Origin of the sequence: Acinetobacter sp. YH12249 (genome assembly GCF_013417475.1) — a bacterium.
In the GTDB taxonomy this organism is placed as follows: domain Bacteria; phylum Pseudomonadota; class Gammaproteobacteria; order Pseudomonadales; family Moraxellaceae; genus Acinetobacter.
The window spans coordinates 1-20,095 of the sequence record NZ_VPDX01000001.1; the positions used below are offsets into that span (position 1 = coordinate 1).

The following is a 20,095-nucleotide window of genomic DNA, read 5'->3' on the forward strand; positions in this document are numbered from 1 at the left end:
CCGAGACTTTATGTCTCCTAAAGAGCCGTTGAAGACTACGACGTTGATAGGTTGGATGTGGAAGTGCAGTGATGCATGAAGCTGACCAATACTAATTGCTCGTGAGGCTTGACTATACAACACCCAAGCAGTTGTATATAAAGCATCAATTGATTTCATATTGATCTAACGATCAGACGAAAACTTGATTTAGTTAAGCTAATCGAACAAATGAGAGTATAATTAAGCACTGCTTAGTTCTACTCGCAAGAACTCAGATACATCTGTTAATGCATTCTATTTGAAGAAAGCTAGGCAAACGAAGCGCAAGCAACGTAGATAAGACCATAGTGAGTAAGCATACCAGTTGTGCTGGCGACCATAGCAAGAGTGAACCACCTGATCCCTTCCCGAACTCAGAAGTGAAACCTCTTAGCGCTGATGGTAGTGTGGGGTCTCCCATGTGAGAGTAAGTCATCGCCAGCTCATTATTCCAAAAGCCCTCTGCTCACGCAGGGGGCTTTTTTTATATTTATATAATCACTTTTCTCTCTTTAACGACTAATTTTTTACAGCTGTATAATCTCTGATCAGCTGTAAAATGTTATACTACTCGTGTAAATATTTTTTATTCTCTGAGTCATATGCAGCAGATTCTCATAAACACATTTGTGTTGATATGGCTCAGTTTGATTTCTCCACAGCTATACGCTGTAACAGAATTAAATTTTGATCATCATCAGTATGTCAAACTCGATGGAGAATGGGATTTCTACTCCAATCAGCTGATTGATCCCACTTCTGGGCAGTGACCATCTCAGTTAACTTCCTCTAATCAGACTCTTGCTGCTGAAAAAGTTCATTTACCTAATTCTTTCCTGACCTTAACAGGTCATAAAGACCATATTGGAACTTTTCAAAAAGCCTTCAGGCTGCCTGAATCAGTCATCAATCATGCGGTTTATATTTATGTGCCTTATCAGTATGGGGCTTATCGCATGTATGTCGATGATCATCTCCTGATAGAAGTAGGGCAGGTAGGCATACATGGTCAGCATCAGACCATGATGGCGCCAAAGTTGGCTTCTTTCTTTCCCTCACAGCGGGAAGTGACGATTACCATTCAGGCTTCAAGTTATCACCATATCCGTGGCGGGCTGGAAAACAGCATGTTTATTGGCTTTAATCAGCCTATTCTGGATAAGTTTTATGATCAGGTGATTCCTTTAAGTGTGATCAGTGGCGTTCTGCTGATGATTGGCTGCTTTATGGTGTTCTTTGCAGTATTTCGCAGCCTTAAAACGCAAGCAGGTAATTTGCTGCTGTTTCTAGGGTTATTTATTCTGTGCTTGAGCCTACGTAGCTTCTTTGCAGTCCCATTCATTTATACTTTATTCACGAATATTTCCTAGGTATGGGGCACACGATTTGAGTATTTACTGACTGAATTGGCGACTCTGTTCTTCCTGATTTATATCTATTTATTGCCGTATCGACTGTTAAATCCTTATTTATTAAAAATCACAGCTTTGCTAATTAGTATCAATGTAGCTGTGACTCTGTTTACGCTGCCTTATATCTTCCAGAGCTTCTTTTTCCAGAGCTTTAGTATTGCAGTACTGGTCTTTATTAATCTGCTTTATGGCGCTTACCGCATGCACAAATCGCATGTGCGTTATTCCAAGATCAATTCTATTGCGGTGGTGCTGATCTGCCTGACCTTCCTGCATGACTATTTACTTGCTTTAAAGGTGATAGATTCAGTTGAAATTGCATTTTATACCTCCTGTGCCTATTTTATTTTAATTACCTTTCAGCTCAGCCGTGATTATGCGGTGCAAAGTATTAATACCGAGTTGTTAAATAAGCAGCTTTTGCGCCTGAATAAAGAACTTGATCAGAAGGTTCAGGACCGTACGCGTGATATCACCTTGCTCAATGAGAAACTCGCGCAGCAGGTGAGGCTGGATTCGTTGACAGGTGCCTATAATCGCTTTGCCTTAAATGAACAGCTTTAGCAGCAATATGAATATGCAATCGTAAATCAGACTTCGCTGGCTGTTTATATGATCGATGTAGATTATTTTAAAAACTATAATGACTATTATGGCCATCTCAAAGGTGACTATATTTTAAAAACACTGGTTCAAACTATTCAGCAAATATTGCCTGAAAATGGCTTTCTGGCACGTTATGGTGGTGAGGAATTTGCCGTTTTACTGGCAGATATTTCCTGGCAGGAAGCCAAAGCTTTTGCCGAGCAACTTTGTGAGGTCATTCGTCAGCTCAATTTGGAACATGCCAATCGTAGGGATGACAAGACCTGGATCAGTATCAGTGTTGGGGCAGCGATTATGGATGCTGAACATATCTATAGAAATGTTGCCCGTTTACTGAAAACAGCCGATCAGCAGTTGTATCAGGCGAAAATTCTTCGCGATTCAGCCTGTATTAAATAATAAAAAACTCAATGAATGCATCAGCTATCTTATTGAGATTATGTTATATCCGCTTACGATTCCTTTACTTTTTTATTATTTTAGCCGCTGTCTGGAATGCTAAATTGGTACTTATCTGAATGAAATTAGCATGAAGAATAACAATGAAACAGACTAAAATAGCAGCGATTTTATTATTAGGCTTGGGTTTCTATAGCCTGACTGCCTGTGCCCAAGACCAGACTTCATCACCGGCAGCTGGACAATCCGCTGCCAAAACCACACAGCAAGCCTATAAAGTTGAAGAATTTGCACAGTTGAATGAGCCATGGGCACTGACTGAGTTACCAGATCAGCGTTTACTGATTACCGAAAGATCAGGAAAATTGAAATTATTTAATCCAGCCAATCGCAGCACCCAAACTGTTCAGGGTATTCCTCAAGTGGCCTATGGCGGACAAGGTGGCTTAGGCGATATCGCACTCCATCCTGACTTTGCCAAGAATCAGTGGGTTTATCTCAGTTATGCCGAACAGGGACAGGGTGGTTATGGTGCAGTCGTGGTTCGTGGCAAGTTGGATCTCACCAAGAGCACACCACAACTCACTCAGATCAAAAAAATCTGGACTCAGGTACCGAAATTTTCTTCCGGTCAGGGGCATTATGGGCACCGAATTATCTTTGGCTCAGATAACAAACTTTGGATCAGTTCGGGTGAACGTCAGCAATTTAATCCAGCTCAAGACATAAACTCCAATGCCGGCAAGATTATTCGTCTGAATGATGATGGTTCAATTCCTTCCGATAATCCATTTATGAATCAGGGTGAAATTGCCAAGCAGGTCTGGAGTCTGGGGCACCGTAATCCTCTCGGTCTGGCATTTGATCCACAAGGGCAGCTTTGGGTGATTGAAATGGGTCCTAAAGGTGGTGATGAGCTGAATAAAGTGATGAAGGGCAAAAATTATGGCTATCCGATTGTCTCTAATGGGGAGCATTATGATGGCAAGCCGATTCCAAATCACAGTACCCGACCAGAGTTCGAAGCACCGGCATTAGATTGGACTCCCGTAATCTCTCCTTCAGACTTGCTGTTCTATACTGGCAATAGCTTTCCTCAATGGAAAAATAAAGCTATAGCTACAGGTCTGTCTTCTCAGGCAATGATTGTAATTGATACTACTCAAAGCCCTGTGAAAGAAATACAGCGACTGGATATGAAAGAGCGGATTCGTGGTGCGATTCAGGCCAAAGATGGCTCACTCTGGGTGATTGAAGATGGTCCAAAAGCCAAGTTGCTTAATATGACCGCATCTCAGTAAAAAGCTAAATAGTTAATATCAGAATGAAAGAAAAAGGCCCCAACTCCTGTGAGGGCCTTTTCAAATTTAGCTCAGATACCTATCCTCCGGTATCAATCAGCATCCTGCCGATGTTTTATTCTTGTTTTTGCAAGACTTCCTGTCTTGGTATGCACTCAATATAGCCTGAGTCAGAAAGACCGAGTAGAGGCATTGACCGCATCTGCTGTAGGCCAGAGGCGACAAGGTCACTTGAAAATATTTATCCAATTAATTCCAGAGTTCTCAGGATAATTTTGCGATATGGTAGAGATAGAAGACCTTATTAAAGCTCATCTCTCTATTCAATAAAAAATATCTAAAAGAATTCAATAAAATAATAAAAAGAAGAAGCACATGCCTACCGTTCAAATTGAAGTCCGGCAGCAGTATTCCCAGGCTGATGAAGAGCAGTTACTCGACAGCGTATTTCAATGTGTGAAAAATGCGTTTCAGCTGCCTGACTATGACCGTAATATCCGGCTGGTGGTACATGAAGCCCATCGTTTTCAATATATGGTTCATCTGGCCCAGCCTGAATACTTTACCTTGATCAGTATTGACTGCTTCGTTGCTCGAAGTCTGGAGACCAAGCGCAAACTGTATCAGCAGATTATAGAAAGCTTGGGAAAATTGGGCATTCCGCCTGATCATATCCTGATTCATCTGTGAGAAAGTCCATTGGAAAACTGGGGAATCCGAGGCGGACAAGCAGCCTGTGATGTCAATTTAGGCTTTAATGTAGAGATCTGATTTTTTAAAAAAATACCAGATTTTAAATACAAAAAAGCCCCAACATCCTGTTGAGGCTTTTCTGGATTTGCTTCTCAGATCTGACTCCTGTCTGACCTGTCAACGTCCTGTTACTCTGCGCTTTTTATTGTTGTTGTATCGCTTTGCAGACTTCCTGTCTGTCTATGAATGAAACTATAGCCTTGAACTGAAAATGGGAATAGCCGACAAATTCTGCGCTGCCTGTAGGCTAAAGCGCACATCGCTGTCGTCCTCAGGCACTGACATACTGGATCAGCTTATCCACGACATCTCTAAGTGTTTTATTGTCGAATTCATTTCCTTCAAAGCTGTAGTCTTTATTGCGACTAAAAATGTCCCGCAGCTCTACAATCGCATTGGTATCCACCATGCCAAGCTGAGTGCCGACCTGACGGATCTGATCAATGGAACGTGAGCCGTTGGTGACGCCATAACCGATATAAGCTGCCGGTTTGCCTTGCCATTCCTTGGCTAGATAATCCAGCGCATTCTTTAATGCTGGGCTATAGCCATGGTTATATTCAGGACTGATAAAAATAAATGCATCCGCAAGAGCAATAAAGTCGGCCCATTCCTGCTGTTTCGGCTGATCATAAATACCGGTCAATGGGGGATGAGAACCAGCAAAAAGCGGAAGATCCCATTCTTTTAAGTCGACAAGTTCGGTTTCAAGCGTGCTAAAACCATATTTTTTAATTTCCTGTAGTACCCAATGTGCGACCTTAATTGCTGTACGTCCTTCACGCACACTGCCAACCACAATATAAATTTTCATATCTTTCCCTTTCTTATCGTATTCTCATCAAATTAAATTAATCAGATTTATTAATAGAGACTAGAGAGGATTTGTATCCAGAAACTAAAAAAGCTCCCGAAGGAGCTCTTTTAAATCATGTGATTAGCTGATATTACATCAGCTTCACGCCTTGCTGGCCAGCCGGAGTGACTTTGAAGATTTCGACTTCAAAGGTGATATTTTTACCTGCAAGAGGATGATTAAAGTCCACTTCGGTAATATCATCATTTACGGATCTTACTACGCCATACAAAGTCGATTTGGCCTTGTCTTCAAACTCGATCATGTGACCTTCGATCGGACGTTCGCCAAATTTCACCGTATCAAATTTTTGAACATTTTCAGGATTCCACGGACCAAAAGCTTCTTCGGGTGGAAGGCTGACAGTACGACGGTCACCGGCACGCAAGCCCATTAAGGCTTTTTCAAAACCTGGTAATAGGTTGCCATCACCAATGGTCAGGCTTACCGGTTCTTCACGGCTACGGGTATTGTCAATTTCTACGCCACTTTCGATCGCGACAGAAAAATGAAGCTCGACTTTAGAGCCGTCTTCAACACGAGTTTCCTCGTTAGGATTAATAAAATCAGTCATGTTGCGCCTGTGCACGTTGAATTCGGTGTTTTTCCAGGAAAAACGTATCAATCAGCAGCAGAATCGTACCTAAAGTAATGGCACTATCCGCAATATTAAAAGCAGGGAAGTGGCTGTTCTGATAATAGACATGAATAAAGTCGACCACATAGCCTAAAGAAATGCGGTCAATCAGGTTACCAATAGCACCCCCCAGAATCAGGGCAACTGCTAGTGGCAAGACTTTCATGCTCTTTGGCATACGCATCAGCCAGAACACGAAAACCACAGACACTAAGCCTGCAAGAGAGGTAAAGAAATAGCGTTGCCAGCCACCAGCATCGGACAAGAAACTAAAGGCAGCGCCATAGTTATGTAACAGTGTCCAATTTAAAAAGGGCAGGACGGGCACCGGATCTGCATATTCCAGATGTGTTACCGCAATCCATTTGGTCCATTGATCTAGAATGATCGCCAGAATAGCCAGTCCAATCCACCACAAATTGTGAGGATAGAACTGGAACAGACCCTTTTTCTGCTGTGGGTTAGGCATATTTTCTCTCTTCACCTTGGCCGCTCGGGAGGTTAATGATACAACGACCGCATAGTCCTGGATGTGAGGCATGTGTATTCACATCAGGAAGCACGTGCCAGCAGCGTACACATTTCTCGCCATCTGCCGCAGATACTTTCACGCGTAGGCCTTCAAGTTCAGCGTCATTGCCTTGAGCAGCATCAAATGGATTCACGATTACCTGAGAAGTGATCAGAACGAAACGCAGCTCATCACCCAGACGGTCTAGAACAGCTTTCAGTTCATCATTGGCCCACAGCTCAACTTTGGCAGACAGGTTTGAACCCACCAGTTTCTCGTTACGCGCATTTTCAATGTGCTTGTTCACCGCAGATTTCACTGTAATCAGGGTTTGCCAGTCTGCTTCAGACAACAGGTTTGCCTGTGCTGAAACTGGAATATCGTACCATTCAGCAGTGAACACATATTTCTCGCTTTGACCTGGAATTAGTGGCCATGCTTCTTGAGCGGTGAAGCTCAGGATTGGTGCCATCCAGCGAACAAAGGCTTGTACCAGATGATACAGCGCAGTTTGCGCAGAATGACGTGCCTGTGAATCTGCTTTAGTGGTGTACTGACGGTCTTTGATGATGTCTAAGTAGAAACCACCGAGGTCGTTAATACAGAAATTGGTCAAGGCATTGGTCACGATATGGAAGTTCATATCTTCATATGCTTTCTTGATGGTTTCCTGTACATCATTGGCGCGTTGCAGGATGTATTGATCCAGTGCAATCAGTTGATCTACAGGTAGGGCATCAGTTGCCGGATTGAAGCCATTGAGGTTTGCCAGCAAGAAACGCAAAGTATTACGGATACGACGGTAACCATCTGATGCACGGTTAAAAATTTCTTTACCTGCGGTCATTTCATAACGGTAATCTGCTGAAGCGATCCAGAAACGCAGGCCGTCTGCACCCATGTTCTTGATAATGTCTTGCGGAGTAATAATATTACCCAGCGATTTCGACATCTTGCGACCTTTCTCATCAACCACGAAACCGTGAGTCAGCAGACCTTTATATGGCGCACGTTGATTGATTGCCATAGAGGTCAATAATGAAGACTGGAACCAGCCACGGTGTTGGTCAGAACCTTCAAGATACAGATCAGCCGGATCGGTCAATTCTTCACGGTCACGCAGCACTGCATAGTGGGTTGTACCAGAGTCAAACCATACGTCTAAGGTATCGCGAACCGCGTTGTACTGCTCAGCATCATCACCAATGAAGTCTTTCGCTTCACGGTTATACCAGGCATCAATACCTTCCTGTTCGATCAGTTTAGCCACTTCTTCGATCAGTTCAGGTGTACGAGGATGCAGTTCATTGGTGTCTTTATGCACGAAGAATGGGATTGGCACACCCCAGGTACGTTGACGTGAGATACACCAGTCCGGACGGCCTTCAATCATCGCCTGAATACGGTTTTTACCCCAATCCGGTACGAAGCTGATGTCATTTTCAATGGCATTCAATGCGCCTTGACGCAGACCTTTTTCATCCATGCTGATGAACCATTGTGGGGTCGCACGGAAGATGATTGGAGTTTTATGACGCCAGCAGTGCGGGTAGCTATGCTTGATAGGCTTATGTGCCCATAGCTTGTTAGCTTCGCCAAGTGCCGCAATAATTTGGGGATTGGCCTTGTAGATGTGCTCGCCTGCAAATAGTGGTGAAGTCGGTAAATACACACCATTACCACCTACAGGATTATCTACTTTCAGGTTATACAGCAGACCAACTTTATAATCGTCCACACCGTGGCCAGGTGCAGTATGTACAGCACCAGTACCGCTGGTTGCAATAACGTGTTCACCCAGAATCACTGGCACTTGACGCTCAGCGATTAAAGGATGTTGTAGTACCAGATTCTCAAGTTTCGCACCGGCAAAATCTGCAATTACTTCAACCGCGTTAAAGCCATAACGTTCGGTCGCAGATTCAACCAGATCTTTGGCCAGGATAAAGTTTTGCGCCGCTTTATCTTCACCACGTGCAACAACCAATTGGTATTCAATTTCAGCGTGCAGAGCAACCGCCTGATTCGCAGGCAGGGTCCAAGGCGTAGTCGTCCAGATCACGATATCGGTTGAGTCTTTAACTTCAACACCTAAACGTGCAGACAGATCCGCCAGATCAACCACGGTGAAACCCACGTCAATCGCGTCTGACTTTTTATCTTCATATTCAACTTCAGCTTCAGCCAGTGCTGAACCACAGTCCAGACACCAGTTCACCGGTTTAAGACCTGGCTGGATATGGCCATTTTTCGCGATTTCACCGAGTGAACGCACGATGTTGGCTTCCTGCTTGAAGTTCATGGTGAGGTAAGGATTGCTCCAGTCACCAAACACGCCCATACGGATGAAGTCTTTTTTCTGTAGCTCCACCTGACTCAATGCATATTCGCGGCAAGCTTTACGGAAAGTAGGCGCATCCACTTTAACGCCGACCTTACCGACTTTTTCTTCAACTTTCAGTTCAATTGGAAGACCGTGACAATCCCAGCCTGGCACATAAGGCGCATCAAAGCCGTCCATGATGCGGCTTTTAATGATGATGTCTTTAAGTACCTTGTTGACTGCATGACCTAAGTGAATCTGGCCATTGGCATATGGAGGGCCATCATGAAGCACGTATTTTTTCTTGCCAATTCGCGATGCACGAATCTGCTGATAAATGTCATCGGCATACCACTCTTCTAACCATTTCGCTTCACGTACTGCCAGATTTGCTTTCATTGCAAAGTCAGTACCTGGGAGGTTCAGCGTGGCTTTATAATCCACTGCATTTTCAGGAGTTTGCTTATCGCTCATGCAAGTTGTCTTCCAATTTAATCAGTCATTAGACTGACACGTTTTACAATAAAAATACGGGACATTAAAAGGGAAATGTGGGGTGTTTTCGACGAAACTCAAGCAGTTTCTCAACATCATCATCAATTCCGGCCTTTAACGCTTCAAGCGAAGGATAATCTTTTTCGCCATGCAGATAATTCAAGAAGGTTACCCGCATTAACAGGCCATACAGATTAGCAGAAACATCAGGAAAATGTACTTCTAATCGCCATTCCGGATGAGTCTGTTTGATCGCAGGGCGGGTACCTACATGACCGGCACCAAACAGGCTGCCCTGATCATAGCCGGCAATACCCGGCTGTTCAGGATTTTCTTGCTGAACCTTGGCGCTGAGTGATCCGGTTTCACAGACTACTTCAACCCCATAAATGCCCTGCAGGCAGGGTTTATGCCGGTTCAGCCGGACATTAATGGTCGGGAAATCAATGGTACGACCAATCTGGTCGCCGTATTGCACCCGGCCGGTAATACTATAAGGACGTCCCAGTAATTTGGCTGCCAGAGCCAGGTCGCCCGCTTGCAGGGTCTGACGGATGCGGGTAGAACTGACCCGTTCACCATCTAACGCAATAGTATGCAGGTTGGTGACCTTAAATCCGTAATCTCGCAGGAATTCACTATTGCCCTGACGGTTTTTACCAAAGTGAAAATCATCCCCCAAGACCAGATGTGCTGCATTCAGTTTATCTTTCAGAATGTCGGCAAAGGCTTCGGCACTCAGGCTTCGGAAATGATGATCAAACTTGGCGACCGCAATATAGTCCACACCCAGTTCGCTTAGATATTCTACCTTTTCACGCAAAGAAGAAATACGTGGCGGTGCTTCATAACCTTTAAAAAATTCAAGCGGTTGTGGCTCGAAGATCATCACAACAGTTTTTAGTTGTTCAGCTTCTGCAACAGCTTTTAACTGTTTGATCATGGCCTGATGACCCAGATGCACGCCGTCAAAATTACCAATCGTAACGGCGGTTTTTGGCAATTCAGAATGTGACGCTAAAGCATTGAGACGGAGCAGCTGCATAGGCGAAATCAGGGAATTGAAAAATAGGAAAGGCTATATATTGCCATAATCTCAACGATTCGTCTTGCTGTTGTGTTTTTATGCAAAAAAATTATTGAAAAATCACGAAACACATCAAGAAGAAAGTGTGCCATCCAAGAATCTTTTGCTGTTATTTAAGCATGAGATCTGCAAAACAGAAATCTAAAAACCCGCTTTTCATTGCCTGGATTTTGCTTTCTAATGTCACGGTTTTCTCAGTCCCGGGTAGTTTGCATGTCAGATTCAGCGCTCATCATGGCATTGGCCAGTGAATCCAAAGGTTTGTTCGAAGCAGAAGGTGTAGAAGTCTACTATAGTGGCATCGGCAAGGTGAATGCTGCTTTTAAGGCCTTTGAAGTAATTCAGAAAACTCGCTGTAAAACCCTGATTAATCTCGGCACCGCAGGCAGTTCCCATTTCAAGGCGCATGAACTGGTTGAAGTTAACCGTTTTGTACAACGTGATATGGATGTTTCACCCTTGGGGTTTGACGTCGGCATTACCCCGATGGATAATCATTTGCCGGGTGCAATTGATCTGGAACCGTTCTTTGCCCATTTACCGAAAGGGGTTTGTGGAACAGGGGACAGCTTTGAAATAGACTTACCAAAAGTGGCTTGTCAGCTGGTGGATATGGAAGGCTATGCGCTGGCCAAGGTATGCAGAAAATTGGATGTGCGCCTGATTTCAGTCAAATATATTACTGACGGTGCAGATGATAGCGCTCACTTGGACTGGGAAGAGAATCTGCTGCTGGGTGCGCAGAAATTATTGAATTTATATCGAACGTTAAAATAATAATAAAGGGTGAGAGAAGGGGTCGGCGACCATAAAATTTATGGTCGTATGCCAAATAATTTTTGCGTTGACCTATTTTTCTTGTGTACGCGGAAGTACGCCGTACAGCATCATATGTACAGTATGCTGGATAATCCGTTGTTGCATGCTGCGGTTACGTAAAGTCTTGCCTGTTACCATTTCCATCTGAGTCGCGAAATCTGCATAGTTCTGGGTTACCGCCCAGATATTCAGAATCAGCAGTTCAGGATCGATATCTTTAGAAATCTTGCCTTGTTCCTGCCAGTTTGAAATCACTTTGGCTTTACGCTTGACCAGTTTTTTCAATGGACCTTTTAAGATTTCTAAAATGTGCGGCGCACCCTGAATCACTTCCAGAGCGAACAGGCGTGAAGCTTTAGGCTGGGTACGCGATACTTCAATTTTTTGCATCAAATAATTGGTAATCGCTTCTTCAGGCTCAAGATCAGCTTCTAGCATTTGTAAAGGTGCCAGCCATTTTTGTAGAACGGTCGTTAAAACCTCTACATAGAGCGCCTCTTTATTTTCGTAATAATAGAAAATATTCGACTTATGCATTTCTGCAATTTGCGCGATCTCATCTAAACTCGCCCCATTAAAACCGTATAGGGAAAAAACATCGAGTGCAGCATTCAGCAGCTGGTTGCGTTTTTGAGTACTCTTTTTTTGTTCCATCAGCAAATATTAAAAACAATTAAAAAGGGAATTTTTAATTGTACGTCAAATCATCAGATTTGTGCATCAAGTCAGGTGCTAATTTTATGAATAATGATGATTTATTCTTTAGATTAAAGAAATAATTAGTATCGGTTTAAGGCGCAGGAATTAAAAACCAAGCTTTTGAAAAGGTTGATGATTTTTTAAGTACTAATTATTACCTTGAAGCATCATAAAGTTAAAATAAAATTAATGAATGAAGTTGAAATTTTGCCAATTGCTGAATAAATAATCAGTGAGACAGATATTCTCTTGATTCGAAATAAGGAATCCAGAATAAACAGTTATTCCAGATTCCCTCACATTTTAGGTTGCCAGAACGGCATTCAGAACCTGCTGTTCAAGTTCGGCGAATTTCACATTCTTTTGTCGTGGACGTGGAAGATCAACTTTGAACTCTTTGGCAATATGGCCTTTATCCAACAGGATAATCCGGTCTGCCAGTTGTACGGCTTCACTCACGTCATGGGTGACCAGAATCGCGGTAAAGCCCTGTTCAGTCCATAATTTTTCAATTAGGTTCTGCATATCCAGACGGGTCAGGGCATCCAGCGCACCAAGTGGTTCATCTAGCAATAAAATACGCGGCTTATGCGATAAGGCGCGTGCCAGGGCAGTACGCTGACGCTGACCACCAGACAGTTGTGAAGGCCAGAGCCCGGCTTTCTCTTTTAAGCCGACTTTCTCCAGCATTTGTGAAGCATTGTCATGCTGGTCTTTGGGTAAGCCGAGTTGCACATTCTGTTCGATGCTGCGCCATGGCAATAAACGCGGATCCTGAAACATCACACGGATATCATCAGCGGTAATGCCTTCACGGATATGACGCGCAGACTTGAATTTAATTTCGCCATAGCTCTGTTTTTCTAAATCTGCAATCAGACGGAGCAGGGTACTTTTACCACAACCACTACGGCCAACAATCGCCAGAAATTCACCCGGCTGAATATGCAGGTCCAGATCTTCCAGTACCTTCACCGAACCATAGAACTTGTGCAGCTGTTCAATAATGATTTCGGCACCCGCAACGGCATTGGGATTGATGTCGGTTGCAGCAGGCTCTTGTACTGCAGTCGGATCATTGGCAAGACGCCCTAAGCTGAGATCAGTCATCACATGCTCCTCAATATTTTTTCAATTATTTTTGATAGCCAGCATGCCAGCGCAGCAGGAATCGTTCTAAGGCTACAGCCAGGACATCTGCCAGTTTACCGAGCAGGGCATACAGTAAAATACCCACCAGTACGACATCAGTTTGCAGGAATTCACGCGCGTTCATGGTCATATAACCGATACCGGACTGGGCAGAAATCGTTTCAGCCACAATCAGCAGTACCCAGACCAGACCAAGTGAAAAACGTAGGCCGACCAGAATTGAAGGCATTGCCCCTGGCAGGATGATTTCTTTATAAAGCTGCCAGCGAGTCAGGCCATAGCTTTTACCCATTTCAATCAGCTGGGGATCGACTGAACGAATCCCATGATAGGTATTGATGTAGATTGGGAAAAACACACCAATCGCGACCAGGAACAGCTTGGCTGATTCATCAATCCCGAACCAGAGAATGACCAGTGGAATTAAGGCCAAAGCCGGGATATTACGGATCATTTGCAAGGTGGTATCCAGCAGGGTAGAAGCCGTTTTGGATGAACCATTCAGTAGACCCAAAATCAGCCCTAGACCACCACCTACTAATAAACCACTTAAGGCACGGCCAGCACTCACTTTGACATGTGTCCACAATTCACCGCTGAGCAGCAAATTCCAGAACGCGATGACTACGGCACTTGGTGCAGGCAAAATGCGGCTTTCCAGCAAACTGGTACTCGACGCGATTTGCCAGAGTAGAATTAATCCGACAGGAACTAACCAGGGCAGCAAACGCTGCCCAAGCTGTGTTCCACGTGAAACCTTCTTTTCTGCGAGGGTTTCAACTGAAACGACTTTCGACATTAAGCTGGCTCCTGAATACTCTCAGCCTTCTTGTTCTCATCTGGAGTGTAGTTATTTGCCACAATCTCACCGAATGGACCAGTCAGGTTTGGCTGAGCCAGTTTTTGCTGAGTTTCAAGCGGAAGTAATGGGAATACCAGTTCCGCAAAACGGATCGATTCTTCCAGATGTGGGTAACCTGAGAAAATGAAGGTATCGATACCTAGATCAGCATATTCCTGAATACGTGCTGCGACAGTTTCTGGATCTCCTACAAGCGCTGTACCTGCACCGCCACGTACCAGACCTACACCTGCCCACAGGTTTGGAGACACTTCGAGTTTGCTACGGTCGCCATTGTGCAGCTCAGCCATACGACGTTGGCCGACAGAGTCCATTTGCTTGAATTTCGCTTGTGCAGCAGCAATGGTGGCATCATCCACATACTGGATGAGCTCGTCTGCTGCTCTCCATGCTTCTTCATTGGTTTCACGCACGATCACATGCAGACGGATACCGTAGCTTAGCTTGCGACCTTTCGCTTCCGCTTTGGCACGCACATTTTCAATTTTTTCTTTCACTGCTGCAGGTGGCTCACCCCAAGTCAGGTAAGTGTCAACCTGATCAGTGGCCAGTTCAACGGCTGCATCTGAAGAACCACCGAACCAGAGTGGTGGATATGGTTTTTGAATTGGTGGATAAAGCAGTTTGGCATCGTCCACACTTAAGCGTTCACCATGGAAAGTGAAGCTTTCGCCGGTATGTGAACGGGTCAGGATTTCACGCCAGATGGTGGTGTATTCAGCTGCAGTCTTGTAGCGTGTTGCATGATCTTCATAAACGCCGTCGCCTTTTAGCTCTTGCTCATCACCACCCGTCACCAGGTTCAGCAATACACGGCCACCAGACAGACGGTCAAAGGTTGCAGCCATACGTGCAGTCAGGGCAGGCGTGGTAACACCTGGACGCAGTGCGACGAGGAATTTCAGTTTTTTAGTCGCATCAATCAGGCTGGCTGCGGTTAACCACGGATCTTCACATGAACGGCCAGTCGGGATTAACACACCTTCATAACCAAGATTATCGACCGCAACCGCAATCTGCTTCATGTAAGCATGATCGACCTGGCGTGCACCTTTGCTGGTACCTAAGTAGCGGCTGTCGCCATGTGTCGGGATAAACCAGAAAATTTTCATGTCTTTGATCCTTAGATTATTTGCCTGCCCAAACGGCTTGCTGAATATTGATAGATTTCGGAATGATCTTGAGTTCGCTGAAACGGTTTGCGAGTTCCTGCTGATCGGCAATTACTTTCTTGGTGAGCGGTGCCGCACCAGACGGATTCGGACGACGCTGGATAAAGGTCTGGCTGACAATCGGTTTTAGACCGGTACTTTGTGCAAAGATGCTTGCAGTTTCAGCCTTATGGCTTTGTACCCATTTATCTGCAACATTGACCTGCTTGATAATGCCTTTTAAGGCTTGCGGGTGATTTTTGATCAAATTTTCTGAAGCGAGGTAAAAGGTGTAATTGGGACTTAAGCCCTTACCTGAAGATAAAACTCTGGCTTTATCTTCTACTTGAGCCGCAGCATAGTACGGATCCCAAATCGCCCAGGCATCAATCGCACCTTTCTGGAAAGCTGCACGCGCATCAGCAGGGCTTAGCCAGACCGGTTGGATATCGGTCCATTGCAGACCCGCTTTGCGTACTGCCTGTACCAGTAAATAATGTGAGCTTGAACCGCGGTGCACGCCAACACGTTTACCTTTGAGCTGGCTCAGCTTGGTAATTTTGGAATTATGCTGGACCAGAATGGCAGAAGATAAAGGTTTTGCAGTTTCATAAGCAAAATAGTGCAATGGCTTATTGCCTGCCTGAGCGTAGACAGGAGGTGTATCTCCAGTTGCACCCACATCGATAGAACCTACCGCCAATGCTTCTAAAATTTGTGGTCCGCCTGGGAATTCATTCCAGCTGATTTTTGCATTTGGAAATTCTTTTTCAAACAGCTTTTGCTGCTGGGCAATGACTAGGTTCACAGAAGCTTTTTGATAGCCCACACGAAGCTGTTTAACAGAAGGATCTACTGCCCAAGCGGCACTTGAACCCAACATCGCGCAAGCAACTAATGCAGCGTTCATTCCATGACTGGAGGTCTTGAACCATGTGATTGCTTTGTTGTGTAGCTGATGTTGAGTCATGATTAAATCCCCTAAATTGTTCTTTGGTTTACTTCGCGATAATTGCAGATTGAATATTCAGTTTGGCTGGAATCAGTTGCTGGCTATAAAAGGCATCAGCCACCTGTTGTTGTTTTTGTGCCACTTCGGGAGTGAGTGGTTTTACTCCAAAACCCATGCGTGAAATAGACGTTTTCAATACATCAAATGCCAGACCTGTTGGTTTTTCCAGAAGTTTGGCGGCTTCATCCTGATGAGCAGAGACCCACTCAGTGGTCAGATTGAGTTCATTCACGACAGCTTCAATAATCTGTGGGTTGGCTTCAGCAAACTTGCGATCTGCCAGATAGAACTGATGGTTACTGATGATGTTCTCACCCGTGGCGATGACACGCGCATTAATCTGATGTTCTGCTGCAGCGAAGAACGGGTCCCAGATCACCCAGGCATCGACAGCACCGCGTTCAAAAGCGGCACGGGCATCAGAAGGTGGCAGGTAAACCACTTCGATATCACTGAGTTTCAGATTGTTGGCTTCAAGGACTTTAAGTAGTAAGTAATGAACATTTGAGCCTTTATTTAAGGCAACACGTTTGCCTTTCAGATCCTGAACTGACTGGATATTCGAATCTTTTTGTACGATTAGCGCTTCAGCTTTCGGTGCTTCAGGCTGATTGGCCACATAGACCAGATTTGAGTTCGCTGCTTGAGCAAAGATCGGTGGCGCTTCACCGGCTTCACCAAAAGATACGCTGCCGACATTCAAGCCTTCAAGCAACTGAGGACCAGCCGGGAATTCAACCCATTTCACATTCACGCCTTGTTCTTTTAATGACGTTTCTAAGGTGCCACGTTCTTTTAAGATCGGCAGTACACCATATTTCTGGAAACCAATATTCAGGGTCACGGCTTCCTGTTTTTTGCCACAGCCAGACAGCATCATCACGCCAGCCACCGCAGCACTAAGGACCGCAGTTTTTGTGAATAATTGAATGTGTGATTGGCGCATGAATCAGAACTCCTGAAAATTTAGAAATGTGAAATGAAGAACTTAGGCATACGCTAAAGCTTTTTACTTTTCTAAAAAAATAACTATTCAGGAATTTCTAATGAAGAAAAAAGATAAATAAAAAAGTGCAAAACTTATGCAGGAAAGTGATTTACACATTAATTTAGGAAGAAAGAATTATTTATATAAGACAATGAAATATAAAATTATTTATTCTAAATAAAGTGGCCAGATATGCTTATTAGAAAATCAGCAATAGGATTTTTATGCTGAATACAGGTTTTATGAATATCGTTATCTAAAATAGAGATATGAGAGCGAATAAAAAGTCACTTTAAAGTGACTTTTTACAGACAATTGAATTGCGCTGATAATTATAAAAAGCCTGTCGGGCATCAGGCAAATCATCTACTGATGCCGGTTCAAAACCCTGTTCCAGAAACCAGTGTGCAGTACGGGTCGTTAAAATAAACAGTTGCTGAATACCCAGACTTTTGGCCTTATCTTCCAGATAATGCAGAATCTGGCTACCGCGGTTGGATTGACGGTAACTTGGATCTACTGCAACGCAGGCGATTTCTGCGGAACGCAGTTCATTGCCCGTAGTCGGAATCGGATACAGGGCAGCACAGGCCAGAATCATGCCGTCACGCTCAATTACCGCGAACTGGTCAATTTCATTTTCCAGACGCTCCCGCGAACGGTAAACCAGAATACCTTCTTCTTCTAAGGGGCGGAGCAAACGGATCAGGCCACCGACATCCTGAATATCGGCCATACGCACTTCTTCATAATGCGCATCGGTGATCATGGTGCCAGAACCATCCCGGGTGAACAGTTCTTCCAGCAAGGCGCCGTCATAGGTATACGAAATCAGATGAACACGATTGACGCCATTTCGGGAAGCTTCCTGAGCGGCCTTGAGCTGGAGCCGAATTTCAATATCCTGTTCATCAGAAAGAATATAGTCATCCAGTTGCTGTGGGGTTACTTCCCGTTTTAACTGGCCCTTACTGTCGAGCAGACCATGCTGTCGACCCAAGATAATCAGTTTATCGGCTTTAAGACGAGTCGCAGTTTTTGTTGCGACTTCTTCAGCTAGAAGGTTAAAAACTTCACCTGTGGTTGAATAGCCGGTCGGACCGAGAATCACAATATTATGATTGTCCAGATGACGTTGAATCGCATCAGTATCAATCGCCCGAACTTCACCAGTTAACTGAAAATCGACCCCGTCACGGATGCCATAAGGTTTGGCTGTCACAAAATTTCCTGAAACGGCATCAATGCGCGCACCATACATGGGTGAATTGGCCAGCCCCATCGACAATAGCGCCTCAATCTGTAAACGGATCGATCCTACTGCATTCAGTACACAGCTTAAGGATTCACGAGTTGTGACCCGACGCTGCTGATGGAAAGGGGTCTCGAAGCCACTCGCAGCCAGATTCTGGTTAATCTGCGGACGCGCGCCGTGCACCAGAATCAGCCGGATTCCTAAAGAATTGAGCAGGGCAATATCATGAATGATGTGCTGAAAGTTGTCATGCAATACCGCTTCACCATCAAACATGATCACAAAGGTTTTATTGCGATGAGCATTGATATAAGGCGCAGAATGGCGAAACCAGTGCACATATTGCAAGGTGTTGCTCGGTGAGGTTTCTGCTGCAGTCATAGCTGTGCCTATTTCAACATTTAAAGATCTAGCTTTGATTCTAATGAAAAAATACTGAAGTGGAAGTACAGATATAAAAAAACACCTGAAGCGAGCTTCAGGTGTCTGCTAGAAGGGCAGAAAAGAGAATGATTAGTTGATGATTCGAACAATCTTGTCATTACGATCGTTGACTAGTACATAGTCACCATTGATTTTGTACCATTGCTGGTTTTTACCTGCTTTCGGCAGACGGCGTGCTTCATAGCCACTGACTTCAAAGCGACGGTTGTCATACTGGTTTGGCAGTTTTTGACCTACACGCCAGTCACGGCTTGGGTTAACCCCACGGTTGTTGTAACGACGGTCATCCCATTTTTTCGCATCTTTATGATTCCAGTGCGGTGCTGGTTTATGCGGTGCATAACGTGGATCATGATGCTGCGGTGCTGCCATTGCAGAAGTAGCAACCAGCGCACTAAGAGATAAGGCAATTGTAGTTAAAACTTTTTTCATGGCTCTCACCTAAAAATCTGTACATGTTTTCGATGAGATTAAATTAGCGAATAAGTAGATAGAAAGCGTGAGGCCAGTTTAGTGGAATTGTTAAATTCATGAAGGAATTTAGGAGATTAGCCACGATTAAAAGGAAAGCTCTAAAATAAGAAAAAGCCTAAAAAGGCTCATCCGAAAAATCAAAAAGCCCAAACGAGGTTGGGCTTTGCATCAGGTTCTAAATCAGTCTCCGATAATCCGGACAATACTGTTATTTTCAGAGTTCACCAGAATGTAGTCATTGTTGACTTTGTACCATTGCTGCTTACGGTCTGGTTTAGGCAGTTTATGGTCCTTATATTCGACCTTGTAGCCATTACTGCGATAATGCTGCGGCATGACATAGCCAGGCTGCCAGCGTAACTGCTGCAGACGTTTAACACCACGTTCTTCACGCATACGGCGTTTATCATACTGGTCTTGGTGATCGTCATGGAACTCACGCGCTTTCTTGGCCTGATGATGACCCGGACCTCGTTCCATACGCTGTTCATCATTGAAATGAGGGGCAGCGTTTGCAACATTTGCCAGCATGAATGCACTGCAGGACATCGCCAATGCTACCAGAACCTTTTTCATGTTGAGCCCTCATTCAATTGTTCATTTTCTACAGTAACTAATGTACGGAAAAATTGCAGAGAAACTGTGAAGAACTGGCTGAAGTTTTATATCAATTACAGAGAAATTATGATTATGCCATGATTTTACATAAGCTTAGGATGCACTTCAGTCAGTTGACCAGTTATGCCCAGCCCCATTGGCATTTCAGCAAAACCGGGATCAAGATGCAAGCGCAATGTCCTGAATTGTGTATCAAAACCGTCTCAAATTAGTGGAAAAA

The 20,095-nt window shown here is 44.4% G+C and carries 19 protein-coding genes, 2 rRNA genes and 1 pseudogene; 8 read left to right on the plus strand and 14 right to left on the minus strand.

The annotated features are described in order from the left end of the window. The 7 genes and pseudogenes from FTV25_RS00005 to FTV25_RS00035 form a co-directional block, all read left to right on the plus strand. Nucleotides 1-116, plus strand: a 23S ribosomal RNA gene (locus FTV25_RS00005); the annotation flags it as partial. Between the two features lie 234 nt (nt 117-350). Further along, nucleotides 351-465, plus strand: a 5S ribosomal RNA gene (gene rrf / locus FTV25_RS00010). A 485-nt stretch (nt 466-950) separates the two neighbouring features. After that, nucleotides 951-1,391, plus strand: a complete 441-nt coding sequence (locus FTV25_RS00015) for a hypothetical protein (protein WP_180002550.1) — start codon at nt 951-953, stop codon at nt 1,389-1,391. A 36-nt stretch (nt 1,392-1,427) separates the two neighbouring features. After that, complete coding sequence (locus FTV25_RS00020; RefSeq protein ID WP_180002551.1) at nt 1,428-1,997, plus strand: hypothetical protein; 570 nt, start codon at nt 1,428-1,430, stop codon at nt 1,995-1,997. A gap of 18 nt (nt 1,998-2,015) precedes the next feature. Beyond that, nucleotides 2,016-2,438 (plus strand): GGDEF domain-containing protein, encoded by a 423-nt coding sequence (locus tag FTV25_RS00025; RefSeq protein WP_373683615.1) that lies wholly within the window; start codon nt 2,016-2,018, stop codon nt 2,436-2,438. A 143-nt stretch (nt 2,439-2,581) separates the two neighbouring features. Next, nucleotides 2,582-3,739 (plus strand): PQQ-dependent sugar dehydrogenase, encoded by a 1,158-nt coding sequence (locus FTV25_RS00030; protein ID WP_180002553.1) that lies wholly within the window; start codon nt 2,582-2,584, stop codon nt 3,737-3,739. 375 nt (nt 3,740-4,114) lie between these two features. Next, nucleotides 4,115-4,510: pseudogene (locus FTV25_RS00035) on the plus strand (tautomerase family protein). Between the two features lie 253 nt (nt 4,511-4,763). Here the strand turns inward: FTV25_RS00035 and FTV25_RS00040 are convergent. From FTV25_RS00040 to ribF, 5 genes are all read right to left on the minus strand, one after another. Further along, nucleotides 4,764-5,306 (minus strand): NADPH-dependent FMN reductase, encoded by a 543-nt coding sequence (locus FTV25_RS00040; RefSeq protein ID WP_005232867.1) that lies wholly within the window; start codon nt 5,304-5,306, stop codon nt 4,764-4,766. Between the two features lie 133 nt (nt 5,307-5,439). Next, the gene (locus FTV25_RS00045) at nt 5,440-5,922 is read right to left on the minus strand and encodes a peptidylprolyl isomerase (RefSeq protein WP_125278879.1); all 483 of its coding nucleotides are present in this window, start codon (nt 5,920-5,922) and stop codon (nt 5,440-5,442) included. Further along, nucleotides 5,915-6,454: a signal peptidase II gene (gene lspA / locus FTV25_RS00050; RefSeq protein ID WP_004781354.1), complete on the minus strand. Its 540-nt coding sequence runs from the start codon at nt 6,452-6,454 to the stop codon at nt 5,915-5,917. Before lspA ends, FTV25_RS00045 begins: the two co-directional genes overlap by 8 nt. After that, nucleotides 6,447-9,293 (minus strand): isoleucine--tRNA ligase, encoded by a 2,847-nt coding sequence (gene ileS / locus FTV25_RS00055; protein WP_179991879.1) that lies wholly within the window; start codon nt 9,291-9,293, stop codon nt 6,447-6,449. Before ileS ends, lspA begins: the two co-directional genes overlap by 8 nt. 64 nt (nt 9,294-9,357) lie before the next feature. Next, on the minus strand, nt 9,358-10,359 hold the full coding sequence (gene ribF / locus FTV25_RS00060) for a bifunctional riboflavin kinase/FAD synthetase (RefSeq protein WP_104426775.1): 1,002 nt from the start codon (nt 10,357-10,359) through the stop codon (nt 9,358-9,360). A gap of 255 nt (nt 10,360-10,614) precedes the next feature. Between ribF and FTV25_RS00065 the strand changes: the two genes are divergently transcribed. Further along, complete coding sequence (locus FTV25_RS00065) at nt 10,615-11,178, plus strand: 5'-nucleosidase (protein ID WP_180002554.1); 564 nt, start codon at nt 10,615-10,617, stop codon at nt 11,176-11,178. Nucleotides 11,179-11,250: 72 nt separating this feature from the next. Here the strand turns inward: FTV25_RS00065 and FTV25_RS00070 are convergent, their stop codons facing one another. The 9 genes from FTV25_RS00070 to FTV25_RS00110 all read right to left on the minus strand — a co-directional run bounded on the left by FTV25_RS00070 (nt 11,251) and on the right by FTV25_RS00110 (nt 19,833). Further along, a complete protein-coding gene (locus FTV25_RS00070) occupies nt 11,251-11,874 on the minus strand; it encodes a TetR/AcrR family transcriptional regulator (RefSeq protein ID WP_005232857.1) in 624 nt (207 codons plus the stop codon). A gap of 348 nt (nt 11,875-12,222) precedes the next feature. Beyond that, entirely contained in the window at nt 12,223-13,029 is an 807-nt protein-coding gene (locus FTV25_RS00075) for an ABC transporter ATP-binding protein (protein ID WP_180002555.1), read from the minus strand. Between the two features lie 25 nt (nt 13,030-13,054). Then, nucleotides 13,055-13,870, minus strand: a complete 816-nt coding sequence (ssuC, locus tag FTV25_RS00080) for an aliphatic sulfonate ABC transporter permease SsuC (RefSeq protein WP_166137594.1) — start codon at nt 13,868-13,870, stop codon at nt 13,055-13,057. Continuing rightward, nucleotides 13,870-15,045, minus strand: a complete 1,176-nt coding sequence (gene ssuD / locus FTV25_RS00085) for an FMNH2-dependent alkanesulfonate monooxygenase (protein WP_166137591.1) — start codon at nt 15,043-15,045, stop codon at nt 13,870-13,872. The genes ssuC and ssuD overlap by 1 nt, the downstream gene beginning before the upstream one ends. A 16-nt stretch (nt 15,046-15,061) precedes the next feature. After that, entirely contained in the window at nt 15,062-15,994 is a 933-nt protein-coding gene (locus tag FTV25_RS00090; protein WP_257218576.1) for a sulfonate ABC transporter substrate-binding protein, read from the minus strand. Between the two features lie 88 nt (nt 15,995-16,082). After that, nucleotides 16,083-17,042: a sulfonate ABC transporter substrate-binding protein gene (locus FTV25_RS00095; RefSeq protein ID WP_180002557.1), complete on the minus strand. Its 960-nt coding sequence runs from the start codon at nt 17,040-17,042 to the stop codon at nt 16,083-16,085. Between the two features lie 334 nt (nt 17,043-17,376). Further along, the gene (gene argA, locus FTV25_RS00100; RefSeq protein ID WP_179991887.1) at nt 17,377-18,720 is read right to left on the minus strand and encodes an amino-acid N-acetyltransferase; all 1,344 of its coding nucleotides are present in this window, start codon (nt 18,718-18,720) and stop codon (nt 17,377-17,379) included. A 132-nt stretch (nt 18,721-18,852) separates the two neighbouring features. Further along, the gene (locus FTV25_RS00105; RefSeq protein ID WP_159124174.1) at nt 18,853-19,215 is read right to left on the minus strand and encodes an RcnB family protein; all 363 of its coding nucleotides are present in this window, start codon (nt 19,213-19,215) and stop codon (nt 18,853-18,855) included. Between the two features lie 222 nt (nt 19,216-19,437). Next, nucleotides 19,438-19,833, minus strand: coding sequence for an RcnB family protein (locus FTV25_RS00110; protein WP_004781371.1), 396 nt, complete (start codon nt 19,831-19,833; stop codon nt 19,438-19,440). Nucleotides 19,834-20,095 lie beyond the last annotated feature (262 nt).

Excerpts from the sequence above, each read along its gene's own strand:
- FTV25_RS00030 (WP_180002553.1), top strand. The coding sequence starts at position 2,582 with ATGAAACAGACTAAAATAGCAGCGATTTTATTATTAGGCTTGGGTTTC.
- FTV25_RS00075 (WP_180002555.1), bottom strand. The coding sequence starts at position 13,029 with ATGACTGATCTCAGCTTAGGGCGTCTTGCCAATGATCCGACTGCAGTA.
- argA (WP_179991887.1), bottom strand. The coding sequence starts at position 18,720 with ATGACTGCAGCAGAAACCTCACCGAGCAACACCTTGCAATATGTGCAC.
- ribF (WP_104426775.1), bottom strand. The coding sequence starts at position 10,359 with ATGCAGCTGCTCCGTCTCAATGCTTTAGCGTCACATTCTGAATTGCCA.
- FTV25_RS00105 (WP_159124174.1), bottom strand. The coding sequence starts at position 19,215 with ATGAAAAAAGTTTTAACTACAATTGCCTTATCTCTTAGTGCGCTGGTT.
- FTV25_RS00070 (WP_005232857.1), bottom strand. The coding sequence starts at position 11,874 with ATGGAACAAAAAAAGAGTACTCAAAAACGCAACCAGCTGCTGAATGCT.
- FTV25_RS00045 (WP_125278879.1), bottom strand. The coding sequence starts at position 5,922 with ATGACTGATTTTATTAATCCTAACGAGGAAACTCGTGTTGAAGACGGC.
- FTV25_RS00095 (WP_180002557.1), bottom strand. The coding sequence starts at position 17,042 with ATGCGCCAATCACACATTCAATTATTCACAAAAACTGCGGTCCTTAGT.
- FTV25_RS00110 (WP_004781371.1), bottom strand. The coding sequence starts at position 19,833 with ATGAAAAAGGTTCTGGTAGCATTGGCGATGTCCTGCAGTGCATTCATG.
- ssuC (WP_166137594.1), bottom strand. The coding sequence starts at position 13,870 with ATGTCGAAAGTCGTTTCAGTTGAAACCCTCGCAGAAAAGAAGGTTTCA.
- FTV25_RS00040 (WP_005232867.1), bottom strand. The coding sequence starts at position 5,306 with ATGAAAATTTATATTGTGGTTGGCAGTGTGCGTGAAGGACGTACAGCA.
- FTV25_RS00065 (WP_180002554.1), top strand. The coding sequence starts at position 10,615 with ATGTCAGATTCAGCGCTCATCATGGCATTGGCCAGTGAATCCAAAGGT.
- ssuD (WP_166137591.1), bottom strand. The coding sequence starts at position 15,045 with ATGAAAATTTTCTGGTTTATCCCGACACATGGCGACAGCCGCTACTTA.
- lspA (WP_004781354.1), bottom strand. The coding sequence starts at position 6,454 with ATGCCTAACCCACAGCAGAAAAAGGGTCTGTTCCAGTTCTATCCTCAC.
- ileS (WP_179991879.1), bottom strand. The coding sequence starts at position 9,293 with ATGAGCGATAAGCAAACTCCTGAAAATGCAGTGGATTATAAAGCCACG.
- FTV25_RS00090 (WP_257218576.1), bottom strand. The coding sequence starts at position 15,994 with ATGAACGCTGCATTAGTTGCTTGCGCGATGTTGGGTTCAAGTGCCGCT.